This window comes from Streptomyces sp. BV286, from assembly GCF_019090165.1.
Lineage (GTDB): Bacteria > Actinomycetota > Actinomycetes > Streptomycetales > Streptomycetaceae > Streptomyces.
In genome coordinates this window covers 64,105-78,934 of the sequence record NZ_JAHRIB010000098.1, presented here as the reverse complement: position 1 = coordinate 78,934, position 14,830 = coordinate 64,105, and the positions used below count along the sequence as shown (strand labels likewise).

The following is a 14,830-nucleotide window of genomic DNA, read 5'->3' as shown; positions in this document are numbered from 1 at the left end:
CGCGCTCGCCGCCGGCGCCCCGGCGGCCACCGGCCCGGCTCCCGCTTCTCCTGGCCCCGAACCTGAACCTGGGCCTGAACCTGTTCCTGGCCCTTTCCCTGCCCCGGAGCCTGCTGCTGCCCCGGTGCCGTCCTGCGCGGTGTTCTCGATGGAACCTGCCCCGCTGGGCGCAAGGTCCGTGGCCTCCACGTTCTCGCCGCCGCCCGAAGGGTGCGGGCCGGCCACGCGCAGCACGCTCAGCGCGCCCGCGGCCAGGGCGAGGCCGCCGACCGCGAAGAGGACGGGGCGCCGGCGGGGTTTGCGGTGGCGGCCCCGGGGGCGGGGCAGAACGGGTTCCGGCAGGGGCGACTCCGGTGTGACCGTCTCCCACTTCGTCGCCGTGTCCGGCATGCAGATCCCTCCCCGGGCGAGGGCGCCTCCCGGCGCCCTGTCGCGGTGCGCAGGCTATGCGCGTTCCCGGGAGGTCCGGGCGGTCTGCGGCCGCACATCACCCGAACGGGGAGTTGTGCACCGAGGCAGGTTTGGCCGGCCCCACGCGGGGCCTATGAGGGGGCCCTACTCCCCGGGCCACTCCGGGCGGCGCTTCTCGTTGAAGGCCGCCACTCCCTCCGCGCGGTCGCCGGAGAAGGCGACCGATCGCCAGGCCGCGTCCTCGATCTCCAGACCCGCGCGCAGGTCGAGGCCGTGCCCGAGCCGCAGCGCCCGCTTGGCCGCCCGCAGCCCCACGGGCGAGTTCGCGGCGATGCGCCCCGCGAGGGCCAGCGCCTCGGCGCGGTCCTCCCCGTCGGCGACCAGGCTGTCGACCAGCCCCAGCTCCCTCGCCTCCACGGCCTCCACCCGCCGCGCGGAGAAGATCAGCTCCGCCGCCCGCGCCGCACCGACCCGGCGCGGCAGCAGCTGCGTACCGCCGCCGCCGGGGATGACGCCGACCGACACCTCGGGCAGGCCCACCACGGCCGTGCCGTCCGCCACGATCAGGTCGCAGGCCAGGGCCAGCTCGAAGCCGCCGCCCAGCGCGAAACCGTGCACGGCGGCCACGGTGGGCATCGGGAGCTCCAGCACCCCGGTGTACGCCGCCCGCGCGACCGGGCGCTGCCGGACCAGCTCGGCGTCCGTGAGGGAGTTGCGCTCCTTGAGGTCGGCCCCGACGCAGAAGGCCCGTTCGTGCGTCGAGGTCACCACCACCGCGCGTACGTGCCGGTCGGCGGCCAGTGCCTCGCACGCCGCGGCGATCGAGCGGGCCATCCCGGACGACACGGCGTTCATGGCCTTGGGCCGGTCCAGGGTGAGCTCCGCGACGTACGACGCGTGGTGCCGCACCGCCACGTACTCCCCGAACCGCTGTTCCGCGCCCTGCTCCGCCATGAAACCCTCCCGGTTAACGTGGGTTAACTTCCGTGGCCCGATCATCGCAGCCGGCCGCCTCGGGGGAAAGGCGCTCCGGGCGCACTCCGGGGCAACTCCGGGCTCACCCGCGGCCCCCTGTTCGCCGCATCAACGGACCAAAACCTCTCAAACCTACCTAACCTGGGGTAATGGGTGGTGACGATGTGCGACTGAGGGCCGTGGTGGCGCTGGCGCAGGGCATGGCCGCCGCGCACGCCCCGCGGGAGTCGTGGCGGGCGGCGGCGGCCGGGGCCTGCCGGGCGCTGGGCGGCAGCTTCGCCGCGCTGTCCGTGTGGGAGCGGGAGCTGGGGCGGCTGCGCGTCCTGGTGAACGTGGGGGAGCGGGCCCGGGACGAGGAGGAGTTCCCCGAGGGGGAGTCGTACCCCGTGCACCAGTTCCCCGAGATCACCGAGTTCCTGCACGAGCGCTGGGTGGGCGGCGGCGAGCCCGACGCGTGGGTGGAGACGGCCGACGGGCCGGCCACGGGGCACGCCGAGTACTGCCACCAGAGGGTCGCCGCGCTCCGGCGGCGCGGGCGCGGCTGCTGTGTCGTCGCGCCGATCGTCCTGCACGGGCGGGCCTGGGGCGAGCTGTACGTCGCCCGTCCCGCCGGCGCTCCCGTGTTCGGCCCTGCCGACGCCGACTTCGCGACCGTCCTCGCCTCCGTGGTCGCCGCCGGGATCGCGCAGACGGAACGCCTGGAGGAGGCCCGCCGCCTCGCCTTCACCGACGCGCTCACCGGCCTCGCCAACCGCCGCGCGGTGGACATGCGCCTGGACGAGGCCGTCGAACGCCACCGCGCCGAGGGGGTCGTCGTGAGTCTCGTCGTGTGCGACGTCAACGGCCTCAAGCGCGTCAACGACACCCAGGGCCATGCCGTCGGCGACCGGCTCCTGGAGCGTTTCGGGTCGGTGCTGTCCCTGTGCGGCGCGATGCTGCCCGGCACGCTCGCCGCCCGCCTCGGCGGTGACGAGTTCTGCCTGCTGTCCGTGGGTCCGGCCGCCGACGAGGTGGTCCGCGTCGCCGACGAACTCTGCCGCCGTGCCGCCGAGCTGGAACTGGGTGAAGGGGTGGCGTGCGGTGTCGCCTCGACCGGGGATCCGCTCGGTCCCGTTCGTTCCGCCCGCCGTCTCTTCCGCCTCGCCGACGCGGCCCAGTACCGCGCCAAGGCCGTCCGGGCCGCCAAGCCCGTCGTCGCCGGCCGCGAGGGCCCCGACGACCCCGTCGTACGCCTGGCCGACGCGCCCCCGCCCGCGGCGGCCGAACGCCGGAGATTCCGCGGCCGCCGGTAGGGATCCACGCGGAGCGCCGGGCCGGGGTCCCGCGCGGAAATCCCGGGCGGAGGTAAGGACCCGACCCGGCATCCACTAGTGACACCATCGCATTCACTGCGTACGCTCCTGAATATGGATATGCACACTGTGGTGGTGGGGACGACCGGGGTCACCGCGTCCGACGTTCTCGCCGTGGCGCGCGGCGGCGCCCGCGTCGAACTCTCCGGCGAGGCGGTGGCGGCGCTCGCCGCGGCCCGCGAGATCGTGGAGGCGCTCGCGGCCAAACCGGAGCCCGTGTACGGGGTCTCCACCGGCTTCGGAGCCCTCGCGACCCGGCACATCAGCCCGGAGCTGCGGGCTCAGCTGCAGCGCAACATCGTGCGCTCGCACGCCGCCGGGATGGGGCCGCGCGTCGAGCGCGAGGTCGTCAGGGCCCTGATGTTCCTGCGGCTGAAGACCCTCTGCTCGGGCCGCACCGGCGTACGGCCGTCCGTCGCCCAGGCCATGGCCGACATCCTCAACGCCGGCATCACCCCGGTCGTCCACGAGTTCGGCTCGCTCGGCTGCTCCGGCGACCTCGCCCCGCTCTCCCACTGCGCCCTGACGCTGATGGGCGAGGGGGACGCCGAAGGCCCGGACGGCGAGATCCGCCCGGCCGGCGAACTGCTCGCCGCACACGGCATCGAGCCCGTCGAACTGCGCGAGAAGGAGGGCCTGGCCCTCCTCAACGGCACCGACGGCATGCTCGGCATGCTGGTCATGGCCCTCGCCGACCTCGACACCCTCTACAAGTCCGCCGACATCACGGCGGCCCTCAGCCTGGAAGCGCTGCTCGGCACCGACAAGGTCCTCGCTCCCGAACTGCACGCCATCCGCCCCCACCCGGGCCAGGGCGTCAGCGCCGCCAACATGCTGGCCGTACTGAAGGGTTCGGAGCTCACGGGCCACCACCAGGACGACGCCCCGCGCGTGCAGGACGCCTACTCCGTGCGCTGTGCCCCGCAGGTCGCCGGCGCCGGCCGCGACACGATGGCCCACGCCCGCCTGGTCGCCGACCGTGAGCTCGCCTCCGCCGTCGACAACCCGGTCGTCCTGCCCGACGGCCGCGTCGAGTCGAACGGCAACTTCCACGGCGCGCCCGTCGCGTACGTGCTGGACTTCCTCGCCATCGCCGCCGCCGACCTCGGGTCCATCACCGAGCGCCGCACGGACCGGCTCCTCGACAAGAACCGCTCGCACGGCCTGCCGCCGTTCCTCGCGGACGACGCGGGCGTCGACTCCGGCCTCATGATCGCCCAGTACACGCAGGCGGCCCTGGTCAGCGAGATGAAGCGGCTCGCCGTCCCGGCCTCCGCCGACTCCATCCCGTCCTCCGCCATGCAGGAGGACCACGTCTCGATGGGCTGGTCGGCCGCCCGCAAGCTCCGCACGGCCGTCGACAACCTGGCCCGGATCGTCGCCATCGAGCTGTACGCCGCCACGCGCGCCGTCGAACTGCGCGCCGGACTCACCCCGGCGCCCGCCTCGCAGGCCGCCATCGCCGCCGCCCGCGCCGCCGGAGTGGCGGGCCCGGGACCGGACCGGTTCCTCGCCCCGGACCTGGCCGCGGCGGACGCCTTCGTGCGCGGCGGCCACCTCGTCGCGGCGGTGGAGCCAGTGACGGGCCCGCTCGCCTGACACCCCTTCCTTTCCGTGCGGGCGGGGCTGTCGTGTCGGTCACAGCGGCCCCGCCTTCTCGTGTGCTAGGGTTCTTAACGAAACGTTTTTGGTACCCATTAACTTGTGCGCCTGAAAGGATTCCTCTCTCAGGCGCGTTTTGTTTTTCCGGTCATTTCCGGATGGGAGCCACACACCTATCCAAGGAGAAATGACATGGCTACTGGCACCGTGAAGTGGTTCAACAGCGAAAAGGGCTTCGGCTTCATCGAGCAGGACGGCGGCGGCGCCGACGTCTTCGCCCACTACTCCAACATCGCCACCTCTGGCTTCCGTGAGCTGCAGGAGGGCCAGAAGGTCTCCTTCGACGTCACGCAGGGTCAGAAGGGCCCGCAGGCGGAGAACATCGTCCCCGCCTAATTCCGGGACGCGCATCACGCGAGCCGGGGTCCGCACCTTCGGGTGCGGGCCCCGGCTTGTGCTGTCCGTGTGTCCTTTGCGCGGGAAACCGTGAGGCCCAGGAAGGAATTCCAGATCCAGCATGACTCGATCCGAACGTCCTGAACGACCCACCGGCGGGCGCCCGGTGAATTCCCGGGGTTCCCGCGGCTCTCGTGGCACACGCGGCGGAAGCCCGGCGGCTTCCGCGAACAGCGGCGGCAGGAACGCACGCAAGAAGCCCGCCGCGCAGTCCACCGCGCAGCGCGAGTTCACCCTCCCGCAGACGCTGACGCCCGCACTGCCCTCCGTCGAGTCCTTCGACGCGCTGGACATGCCGGCCGCGCTCACCAAGACCCTCACGGCCCAGGGTGTGACCGAGCCCTTCCCGATCCAGGGCGCGACGCTGCCCAACTCCCTCGCGGGGCGGGACATCCTCGGCCGGGGCCGCACCGGCTCGGGCAAGACCCTCGCCTTCGGCCTCGCGCTGCTCGCCCGCACGGCGGGCCGTCGCGCCGAGCCCAAGGCACCGCTCGCGCTCGTCCTGGTGCCCACGCGCGAGCTGGCGCAGCAGGTCACCGACGCGCTCACGCCGTACGCCACGGCCGTGAACCTGAGGCTCGCGACCGTCGTCGGCGGGCTCTCCATCGGCAAGCAGTCCGGTCTGCTGCGGCGCGGGGCCGAGGTGCTCGTCGCCACGCCCGGGCGCCTCAAGGACCTGATAGACCGCGGTGACTGCACCCTCGCGCAGGTGGGCATCACCGTCCTCGACGAGGCCGACCAGATGGCCGACATGGGCTTCATGCCCCAGGTCACGGCGCTCCTCAACCAGGTCGAGCCGGACGGGCAGCGCATGCTGTTCTCGGCGACCCTGGACAAGAACATCGACAAGCTCGTACGGATGTACCTCACGGACCCCGTCGTGCACTCCGTCGATCCCTCGGCCGGCGCGGTGACGACGATGGAGCACCACGTGCTGCACGTCGCCGACGAGACGGACAAGAAGGCCGTCGCGATGCGGATCGCCGCCCGCGACGGGCGCGTGCTCCTCTTCGTCGACACCAAGCGCTCGGCGGACCGCTTCACCAAGCGGCTGCTCGCCAGCGGCGTACGGGCCTCCGCCCTGCACGGCGGACGCTCCCAGCCGCAGCGCACCCGCACCCTCGACCAGTTCAAGACCGGTCTGGTGACCGCCCTGGTCGCCACCAACGTGGCCGCGCGCGGGATCCACGTCGACGACCTCGACCTCGTCGTGAACGTCGACCCGCCGACCGACCACAAGGACTACCTCCACCGCGGCGGCCGTACCGCTCGCGCGGGGGAGTCCGGCAGCGTGGTCACGCTGGTCCTGCCGGAGCAGAAGCGGGAGATGACCCAGCTGATGGTCAACGCGGGCATCAGCCCGCGCACGGCCCGCATCAAGTCCAGCGACGACGAACTCGTACGGATCACGGGTGCGCGGGAGCCGTCCGGCGTGCCGGTCGTCATCCCCGTGCCGGAGCCCGCGGTCGCCCAGCCTTCGCAGGCGAAGTCGCGGACCCGGCGTGGTGGCGGCGGTGGTCGCGGAGCGGCCGCGGCCGGAACGCGCTCGGGCGGCGGTGCCGGTGGCGCCGGCCGGTCCGGCGCCGGTGGTGGTACCCGGTCCGGTGCGGCCGGCGGTACACGCTCCGGATCCGGCGCGGTGGCGGCTTCCCGTGGCCGCTCGGGCGCGGGTTCGCGTACGCGTGGCGGTCAGGGCGGCGGCGGGCGCCGGTCCGCCTGAGAGTTCGGTGGGAAGTGCCGTCGGGCGGCCGCGTGTTCGACGTGGCCGGTCGCGCGGCGCCCCCCTGTGAGGGGCGCCCCCGGCGGCCGGGCCCGGCTCAGTACAGGGTCGTGCGCTCCCTGCGGATCGAGTAGACGACGAACCCCGCCCCGAGGCCCAGGAACAGGGTGCCCCCGGCGACGTACGGGGTCGTGTTGAAACTTCCCGTGTCGGCGAGCCGGGTGCGGGTGTCCGTGGACGCGCTCCCGGTCGTCTCGGCGGAGGTCTCCTCGGACGCCACGGTGGACTCGTCCGCCGTGGTGCCGAGCATCGAGGTCGTCGTCGTCTGTGTTCTGTACTCCGCGGGTTTGTCGTCCGTCGCCTTGGCGGACGGAACGAACCACAGGGCACCCAGGAGGGTCCCCGCGGCGGTGGCGGTCAGCAACGATCGACGTGCGGACACGGAATATCGATCCCCTTGTGACGCTGGCGAATTGGCCGTGTGGGGCGATGTTAGTGAAAGGTGCGGGTCACAGGAAAGTCACGGTGGCCATGAGCCGTACGCTCCGACGTATGAGCACACCTGAGACATCACGTTTTGTGCGGTTGCGCGTCGAATTGGTCATCGAGGTCGAGGACGAGAGCACCCTCACCAAGGCGGCGCTGGGGCGCATCGCCGAGGATCCCGAGATCCCGGCCGACGAGCGGACCCACGCCGAGAGCGCAGTGACGGAAGACACGGCCGAGGCCCTGGCGTACCTGGTCGACCCGTTCGACCTGGTGGGAGACGTGCCGGGGGTCGAGCTCGCACAGGCCTCGTGGAGCAGCGAGCGGATCGACTACGACCCCGATTCGCCGGAATGGGATCTCGACGAGGATGATGGCGCCGGAGACGAGGAAGAAGCGACCGGCTGACACCGCTTGGGAGAATCGTGACCCCGGGCGGCAACCGCCACCCGGGGTTCTGTCGTCTCACAGGACGCAGTGACCGACACCCGCACCAGGCGTATCCCCGTGGATCGACGTGGCGTGCCCCACACCCGTGATGGATGTGGAACGGGACGAACCGGTCGTAGCGTTGACAGGTGTTACGGGGACTCTCGGGCTTTTGGGGAATCGGCGACGATGGAGAAGCGTGTGATGACGGACAGTAAGCGGCGCAATGGCCTGACGGTCGCGTCCGCACTGCTCGGCGGGGTGCTGGTGCTCTCTGCGTGCAGCGGAGGCGGCAGCGACGACCCGAAGGGTGAGGACGGGGGGAACGGCTCCTCACAGTCGAAGGTGGACGAGGCGGCGGCCGAGAAGACCTCCGAGGCCCAGATCAAGATCACACCCAAGGACGGCTCCGACAACGCCTCCATCAACAGCGCCGCCGCGGTCACTGTGACCAAGGGCACACTGACCGATGTGACCATGAAGACGACCGCCGGCGCGGCGGTCGAGGGTGAGATATCCGCGGACAAGAAGAGCTGGAAGCCCAGCGGCCAGCTGGAGCGCGCCACCGCCTACAAGATCGCCGCGACGGCCAAGGACTCCAAGGGCCGCGCCGCCCACGAGAACGCGTCGTTCACGACGGTCTCGCCCACCAACAGCTTCATCGGCAACTTCACGCCCGAGGACGGCTCCACCGTCGGTGTCGGCATGCCGGTCTCGATCAACTTCGACAAGGCCATCACCAACAAGGCCGACGTGCAGAAGGGGATCACCGTCTCCTCCAGCAGCGGCCAGGAGGTCGTCGGCCACTGGTTCAACGCCAACCGGCTCGACTTCCGCCCCGAGGACTACTGGCAGGGCAACTCCACTGTCACCCTCAAGCTGAACCTCGACGGTGTCGAGGGCGCCGACGGCGTCTACGGCGTGCAGCAGAAGACGGTCACCTTCAAGATCGGCCGCAACCAGGTCTCGATCGTCGACGCGCAGACCAAGACCATGAAGGTCACGCAGGACGGCAAGACGATCCGGACCATCCCGATCTCCGCCGGCTCGCCCGAGAACAAGACGTACGAGGGCAAGATGGTGATCTCCGAGAAGTTCAAGGAGACCCGGATGAACGGCGCGACCGTCGGCTTCACGGACGACGACGGCAAGGGCGAGTACGACATCAAGGACGTACCGAACGCGATGCGTCTGTCGAACTCCGGCACGTTCATCCACGGCAACTACTGGGGCGCCAAGTCCATCTTCGGCAGCGTCAACACCAGCCACGGCTGCGTGGGCCTGTCGGACACGAAGGGCGCGAACGACCCGAACACCCCGGGCGGATGGTTCTTCAGCCACTCCATCCTCGGTGACGTCGTGGACGTGCGGAACACCGGCGACAAGACCATCGCCCCGGACAACGGCCTCAACGGCTGGAACATGAACTGGGCGGCGTGGAAGGCCGGTTCGGCCGTCTGACCCGAACACACCTCGTCCCGAGGGCGGTTGCTCACAGAGCAGCCGCCCTCGGCGTTTTCACAGCGGGCCCACAGCGGCCGCGAGGTCCGCGCTCCTTCTCATCCTTCTCTTATGCGGGCCTTATCCCGCCATCACGCGGCGTCCCTAGCTTGCGGCCATGTTCTTCACCTACCTGAGGCGCGAACTGCGCCGCCGCAGAAAGGCGGCGCTCGTCGTCGCCTCCGGACTCGCCCTCGGCATCGCCCTGGTCATCGTGGTCAACTCCGTGTCGTCCGGCATGGAGAAGGCGCAGGGCAAGGTCCTCCAGTCGCTGTACGGGCTGGGCACGGACATGACGGTCACCAAGGCGGCCCAGGCACAGTCGAGCACGGGTGAGCGCCCGCGCTTCCAGTTCGACGCCCGCGGCAGTGACTCCGAGGACGAGCAGAGCAGCGACCGCGTCATGGTGCAGGGCTTCCAGACCCTGGCCGCGAGCACCGTCGCCAAGGTCGGTGCGCAGAGCGGCGTCTCCGACGCCGTCGGCGGACTCAGCCTCCAGGTCATCAAGGTCAGCGGCCAGTTCCGCCAGGGCGAGTTCCAGCAGGACCAGCAGCAGAACGGCGGCGGCAGCCGGCAGGGCGGCCCCGACGCCCAGCAGTCCCCGCAGGGCCGGGTCGAGGGCGGCGGTGCCGACTTCGACGTCAACAACTACTCCGTGTACGGCACGGACGTCACCGAGCCCGCGCTCGGCCCGCTCACCTCGTCGAAGATCACCAGCGGCCGGACGTTCAGGACCTCCGAGACCGACGCGAAGGTCGTGGTCGCCGACAGCTCGTACGCCAAGGAGAAGAAGCTCGCGCTCGGCGACAAGGTCACCGTCAAGGGCGTCAAGTACGAGGTCATCGGCATCGCGACGCCCGACAGCGGGGACGCGGCCGCCAACCTCTACCTCCCGCTCAAGCAGGCACAGACGCTCAGCGACTCCAAGAACAAGGTCACCACGATCTACGTCAAGGCGTCCGACTCGCAAGCGATCGGCACCGTCAAGTCGACCATCCAGAAGAACATCGACGGTACGACGGTGACGACCTCCGCCGACCTCGCCGACACCGTCTCCGGCTCCCTCTCCACCGCCTCCGACCTCGCCTCGAACGTCGGCAAGTGGCTGTCGGTCGCGGTGCTCGTGGCCGCGTTCCTGGTGGCGGGACTGCTCACCTCGTCGGCGGTCTCCCGCCGGGTACGGGAGTTCGGCACCCTCAAGGCGCTCGGCTGGAAGTCCGGCCGCGTCACCCGGCAGGTCGTCGGGGAGGCAGTCGTCAACGGCCTCGTCGGCGGCGCCCTCGGTATCGCCCTCGGCCTCGCCGGCGCCTACGCCGTCACCGCGGTCAGCCCGACGCTCCAGGCCGAACTCGGCTCCACGGGCGGGGGAGCGGGAGCGGGCGGCCCCGGCGGCGGCATGGGCGGCCCCGGCCGGCAGACGGCGTCCAAGGCCCTCGACGTGGCACTGACCGCGCCCGTAGCCCTCAGCACGATCGCCGTCGCGGTCGGCCTCGCCGTCGCCGGCGGTCTGATCGCGGGCGCCTTCGGCGGCTGGCGGGCCTCCCGGCTCCGCCCGGCGGACGCCCTGCGCCGCGTCGAGTAGCCCGAACGCCCCCGACGAACCGTGCCGCGCCCCGCCAGGGGCGCGGGGAACGGCGCGACCGGCCACAGACGGCCCGCACCCCTCGCGCTCGCCCCGCGGAGCGCATCCGCACACCAGACCTCAGGAGTCGCACCATGTACGAACTCACCGGCGTGACCAAGCGCTACAAGCGGGGCAAGGAGACCGTCGACGCGCTCGACGGGGTCGACCTGACCATCGGGGACGGCGACCGTCTGGTCATCCAGGGCCCCACCGGCGGCGGTAAGTCGACCCTTCTCCAGATGCTCGGCGGCCTCGACCGGCCCACCTCCGGAAGCATCGAACTGGACGGCACGGATCTCGCCAGACTGTCCGAGACCAAACTCACCGGCGTACGCAGCGAGAACATCGGTTTCGTCTTCCAGAGCTTCAACCTCATTCCCACTCTCACCGCCCAGGAGAACGTGGAGACCGCCCTCGTGCCCCTGCGGACAAAGGTGAGGGAACGGCGCGAACGGGCCGCCGCCGCACTGGAGTCCGTCGGGCTGGCCGAGCGGCTCGGCCACCTTCCGGCCGAACTCTCCGGAGGCCAGCAGCAGCGCGTCGCCATCGCCCGCGCCCTGGTCAAGCAGCCGAAGGTGCTGCTCGCCGACGAACCCACAGGAAACCTCGACGAGTCCATGCGCGACGAGATCATGGACGTACTCGAAACCATGTGGAAGGAACACGGGCTCACTTTCATCATGGTCACGCACGATTCCGCGATCGCGAAAAAGGCGCCGAGGGTCGCCACGATCCGGAAGGGAAAGATCACCGTCAGGGAAAATGCGAACTCTTGACTCCCGTCTCACTATTGAGCACCTGTTCGCCCCCCGGCATACTGAGTATTCCGGGGGGATGCGCGCGAGCATGCGTACGGGATGTCCCCCGGCCGGATGAACGGGGATTCATCCCGGACCTGATCTCCAGGGGGAGACTTGCGCAGACAAGTGAAAAGAGCGTGCGCGGCCACGATCGCCACGGCGGCAGCCGTGGCCCTGGCGGCGGGCATGACCAGCCCGGCGTCGGCGGAGGCCAAGCGCACTGGTGGTGACGCGGCCCTGCAGACCGTGCCCAAGCACCGCATCACCCTGATCACCGGCGACCGCGTCGTCGTCGACGACAAGGGCCGGGTCACCGGCCTGGAGCGGGCCAAGGGCCGCGAGGGGATACCCGTCCAGATCCGCAAGGCCGACGGGCACACCCTCGTCGTGCCGGCCGACGCCGCGCGGCTCATCGCCACCGGCAAGCTGGACCAGCGGCTCTTCGACGTCACCGAGCTCAACAAGTCGGCAAGCCGCAAGGCCCAGAAGCAGGGCCTCAAGCTGATCGTCGGCTACCGCGGCGCGGCCGCCGCGGCGAAGGCCGACGTCCGCGAGGCCGGCGACACGAAGGTCCGCAGGACCCTCAAGTCGCTGAACGCGGACGCGGTGCTGACGCCGAAGGCCGACGCGTCCGACCTCTGGTCCGCGGTCACCGACTCGCGGGGCGGTGACGCGAAGACGGCGTCGGGTATCGCCCATGTGTGGCTCGACGGGGTCCGCAAGGCCAGCCTCGACAAGTCCGTCAAGCAGATCGGCGCCGACAAGGCGTGGGCCGCCGGGTTCGACGGCAAGGGCGTCAAGATCGCCGTCCTCGACACCGGTGTCGACGCGACCCACGCGGACCTCAAGGGCCAGGTCGTCGCCGAGAAGAACTTCTCGACCGCTCCCGACGCGACCGACAAGTTCGGCCACGGCACGCACGTCGCGTCCATCGCGGCCGGTACGGGCGCCAAGTCCGCGGGCAAGTACAAGGGCGTCGCGCCCGGTGCCACGCTGCTCAACGGCAAGGTGCTCGACGACAACGGCTTCGGTGACGACTCGGGCATCATCGCGGGCATGGACTGGGCCGTGGAGCAGGGCGCCGCGGTCATCAACCTCAGCCTGGGCGGCGGTGACACGGCCGAGATCGACCCGATGGAGGCCCAGGTCAACAAGCTGTCCAAGGAGAAGGGCGTCCTCTTCGCCATCGCCGCCGGCAACGACGGCGAGTTCGGCGAGCAGACGGTCGGCTCCCCGGGCAGCGCGGAGGCCGCGCTCACCGTGGGCGCCGTCGACGACGCGGACAAGCTGGCCGACTTCTCCAGCACGGGCCCCGGCCTCGACGGGCAGATCAAGCCCGACGTGACCGCGCCCGGCGTGGACATCACGGCCGCCTCCGCCCCGGGCAGCGTCATAGCCGACGAGGTCGGCGAGAAGCCGCCCGGTTACGTGACCATCTCCGGCACGTCGATGGCCACCCCGCATGTCGCGGGCGCCGCGGCGATCCTCAAGCAGCAGCACCCCGACTGGACGTACGTCGAGCTCAAGGCGGCGCTGACCGGCTCCGCCAAGGGCGGCAAGTACACGGCGTTCCAGCAGGGTTCGGGCCGGATCCAGGTCGACAAGGCCATCAAGCAGACCGTGATCGCCGAGCCGTCGTCGCTGAGCTTCGGCATCCAGCAGTGGCCGCACACCGACGACACCCCGGTCACCAAGAAGGTCACGTACAAGAACCTCGGGACCACCGACGTCACGCTGAACCTCACGGCGGCCGGCACCAACCCGAAGGGGCAGGCCGCGCCGGCCGGCTTCTTCACGCTCGGTGCCAAGACGCTGACCGTCCCCGCGGGCGGCACGGCCTCCGCGGACCTCACGGTCAACACCAAGCTGGGCGGCACGATCGACGGCGGCTACTCGGCGTACGTGACCGCGACCGGCGGCGGCCAGAGTGTGCGTACGGCAGCGGCCGTACAGCGCGAGGCCGAGTCGTACGACGTCACGCTCAAGTTCATCGACCGTGACGGCAACCCCGCGAAGAACTACAACACCGACCTGACCGGTGTCTCCGGTCTCGCCGCGGAGAAGTGGTTCGCGCCGTACGACGAGTCCGGCACCGTCAAGGTGCGGGTGCCCAAGGGCGGCTTCATCCTCAACTCGGCGTTCTTCGTCGACCCGGAGGACTTCACCAAGGGCGCCGACTGGGTGGCCCAGCCGAAGCTGAGCATCGCCAAGAACACCACGATCACGGTGGACGCGCGGACGGCGAAGCCGGTGGACATCACCGTGCCCGACCCGGCCGCCAAGTCGGAGTTCGCGTCGCCGGACTACACCGTGGACGTCGGCAACAACAGCTACGGGTTCGGCTGGTGGCTGGACACGTACGCCAACTTCCGTGCCGCGCACGCGGGTCCGGAGATCACCGACGGTTCGCTGTTCCAGCAGTGGGGCAGCCACTGGGCCAAGGACGGCGAGGAGTACGACACCGTCGCGGGCGGCAAGGTGAAGAAGGTCGCCACCGGATACACCAAGCACTACAAGGCGAGCGAACTGGCCACGCTGAAGGTCGGCCTGGGCGCCTCGACGAGCGGCAAGAAGGGCGCGGTCACCACCCTGGGCTGGCTGCCGGGCAGCTCCAGCGCCTCCGCGATCGGTGTCCCGCAGGCGCTGCCCAGCACGCGGAAGGTGCACGTCTCCACCGCGAACGGCGTGAAGTGGGAGCAGGACTTCGAGCAGCACGGCGGGGTCGACCCGGACGGCTTCCCGATCACCGAGGCCTACTACACGCTCGGCAAGGCGCAGACCTTCACGGGCGGCAAGAGCTACGAGAAGACCTACAACACGGCGGTCTTCGGCCCGCGTCTCGGCTCCGGCTTCGGCCTCCAGCGCGAGGGCAACGACATCTACGGTGTCGTCCCGCTGTTCGCCGACGGCAAGACGCACGCCGGCTCCTCGCTCTTCTCCTCGGTCACCACGACGCTCTACCGCAACGGCACCAAGGTCGGCTCGAACACGGACCCGCTGTTCGGTGAGGGCGTCTTCAAGGTTCCGGCCGGTGACGCCTCGTACAAGCTGACCACCTCGGTCAAGCGCAGCGTCAAGGTCGCGGCGGCCTCCACCCGCATCGACGCCAGCTGGACGTTCCGCTCCAAGAAGGCCGAGAGCGCCAAGCTGCCGGCCTCCTCGGTCCGCTTCAACGCGCCCGTGAGCCTGGACAGCACGGCCCCGGCGGGCAAGAAGGTCTCCGTCCCGGTCACCGTCCAGGGTTCGGCCGCGGGCAAGAACCTGAAGTCGCTCACGACGTACGTGTCGTACGACTACGGCCAGACCTGGAAGAAGGTCACCGTCAAGAAGGGCAAGATCAGCGTGACGAACCCCGCCAAGGGCAAGGGGATCTCGTTCCACGCCAAGATCACCGACAAGAAGGGCAACAAGTCGACGATCTCGATCTACAACGCGTACTACGGGAAGTGAGCCGCCGGGGCCGGCCCCTCGGGGC

At 70.7% G+C, this 14,830-nt stretch carries 11 protein-coding genes and 1 pseudogene; 9 read left to right on the top strand and 3 right to left on the bottom strand.

All coding sequences use genetic code 11. The features are described 5' to 3' along the window. Nucleotides 1-390, bottom strand: a pseudogene (locus KUF83_RS13400) (hypothetical protein); the annotation flags it as partial. Nucleotides 391-555: 165 nt separating this feature from the next. Continuing rightward, nucleotides 556-1,365 (bottom strand): enoyl-CoA hydratase/isomerase family protein, encoded by an 810-nt coding sequence (locus KUF83_RS13395; RefSeq protein ID WP_217454880.1) that lies wholly within the window; start codon nucleotides 1,363-1,365, stop codon nucleotides 556-558. A 170-nt stretch (nucleotides 1,366-1,535) separates the two neighbouring features. Between KUF83_RS13395 and KUF83_RS13390 the strand changes: the two genes are divergently transcribed. The 4 genes from KUF83_RS13390 (at nucleotide 1,536) to KUF83_RS13375 (ending at nucleotide 6,516) form a co-directional block, all read left to right on the top strand. After that, nucleotides 1,536-2,678, top strand: a complete 1,143-nt coding sequence (locus tag KUF83_RS13390; RefSeq protein WP_254643782.1) for a diguanylate cyclase domain-containing protein — start codon at nucleotides 1,536-1,538, stop codon at nucleotides 2,676-2,678. A gap of 120 nt (nucleotides 2,679-2,798) precedes the next feature. Beyond that, complete coding sequence (gene hutH, locus KUF83_RS13385; protein ID WP_217454885.1) at nucleotides 2,799-4,337, top strand: histidine ammonia-lyase; 1,539 nt, start codon at nucleotides 2,799-2,801, stop codon at nucleotides 4,335-4,337. A gap of 195 nt (nucleotides 4,338-4,532) precedes the next feature. Then, the gene (locus tag KUF83_RS13380) at nucleotides 4,533-4,736 is read left to right on the top strand and encodes a cold-shock protein (protein WP_003969786.1); all 204 of its coding nucleotides are present in this window, start codon (nucleotides 4,533-4,535) and stop codon (nucleotides 4,734-4,736) included. 121 nt (nucleotides 4,737-4,857) lie between these two features. Then, nucleotides 4,858-6,516 (top strand): DEAD/DEAH box helicase, encoded by a 1,659-nt coding sequence (locus KUF83_RS13375; protein WP_217454879.1) that lies wholly within the window; start codon nucleotides 4,858-4,860, stop codon nucleotides 6,514-6,516. Nucleotides 6,517-6,613: 97 nt separating this feature from the next. Here the strand turns inward: KUF83_RS13375 and KUF83_RS13370 are convergent, their stop codons facing one another. After that, nucleotides 6,614-6,958 (bottom strand): LPXTG cell wall anchor domain-containing protein, encoded by a 345-nt coding sequence (locus tag KUF83_RS13370; RefSeq protein ID WP_308402987.1) that lies wholly within the window; start codon nucleotides 6,956-6,958, stop codon nucleotides 6,614-6,616. Between the two features lie 110 nt (nucleotides 6,959-7,068). Here KUF83_RS13370 and KUF83_RS13365 point away from each other — a divergent pair, with 110 nt between their 5' ends. From KUF83_RS13365 to KUF83_RS13345, 5 genes are all read left to right on the top strand, one after another. Further along, nucleotides 7,069-7,410, top strand: a complete 342-nt coding sequence (locus KUF83_RS13365; protein WP_254643781.1) for a hypothetical protein — start codon at nucleotides 7,069-7,071, stop codon at nucleotides 7,408-7,410. A 210-nt stretch (nucleotides 7,411-7,620) separates the two neighbouring features. Next, nucleotides 7,621-8,892 (top strand): Ig-like domain-containing protein, encoded by a 1,272-nt coding sequence (locus tag KUF83_RS13360; RefSeq protein WP_217454877.1) that lies wholly within the window; start codon nucleotides 7,621-7,623, stop codon nucleotides 8,890-8,892. Nucleotides 8,893-9,049: 157 nt separating this feature from the next. Beyond that, nucleotides 9,050-10,513 (top strand): ABC transporter permease, encoded by a 1,464-nt coding sequence (locus KUF83_RS13355; RefSeq protein WP_217454876.1) that lies wholly within the window; start codon nucleotides 9,050-9,052, stop codon nucleotides 10,511-10,513. Between the two features lie 134 nt (nucleotides 10,514-10,647). Then, nucleotides 10,648-11,331 (top strand): ABC transporter ATP-binding protein, encoded by a 684-nt coding sequence (locus KUF83_RS13350; protein WP_217454875.1) that lies wholly within the window; start codon nucleotides 10,648-10,650, stop codon nucleotides 11,329-11,331. Nucleotides 11,332-11,481: 150 nt separating this feature from the next. Beyond that, nucleotides 11,482-14,805 (top strand): S8 family peptidase, encoded by a 3,324-nt coding sequence (locus tag KUF83_RS13345; protein ID WP_217454874.1) that lies wholly within the window; start codon nucleotides 11,482-11,484, stop codon nucleotides 14,803-14,805. Nucleotides 14,806-14,830 lie beyond the last annotated feature (25 nt).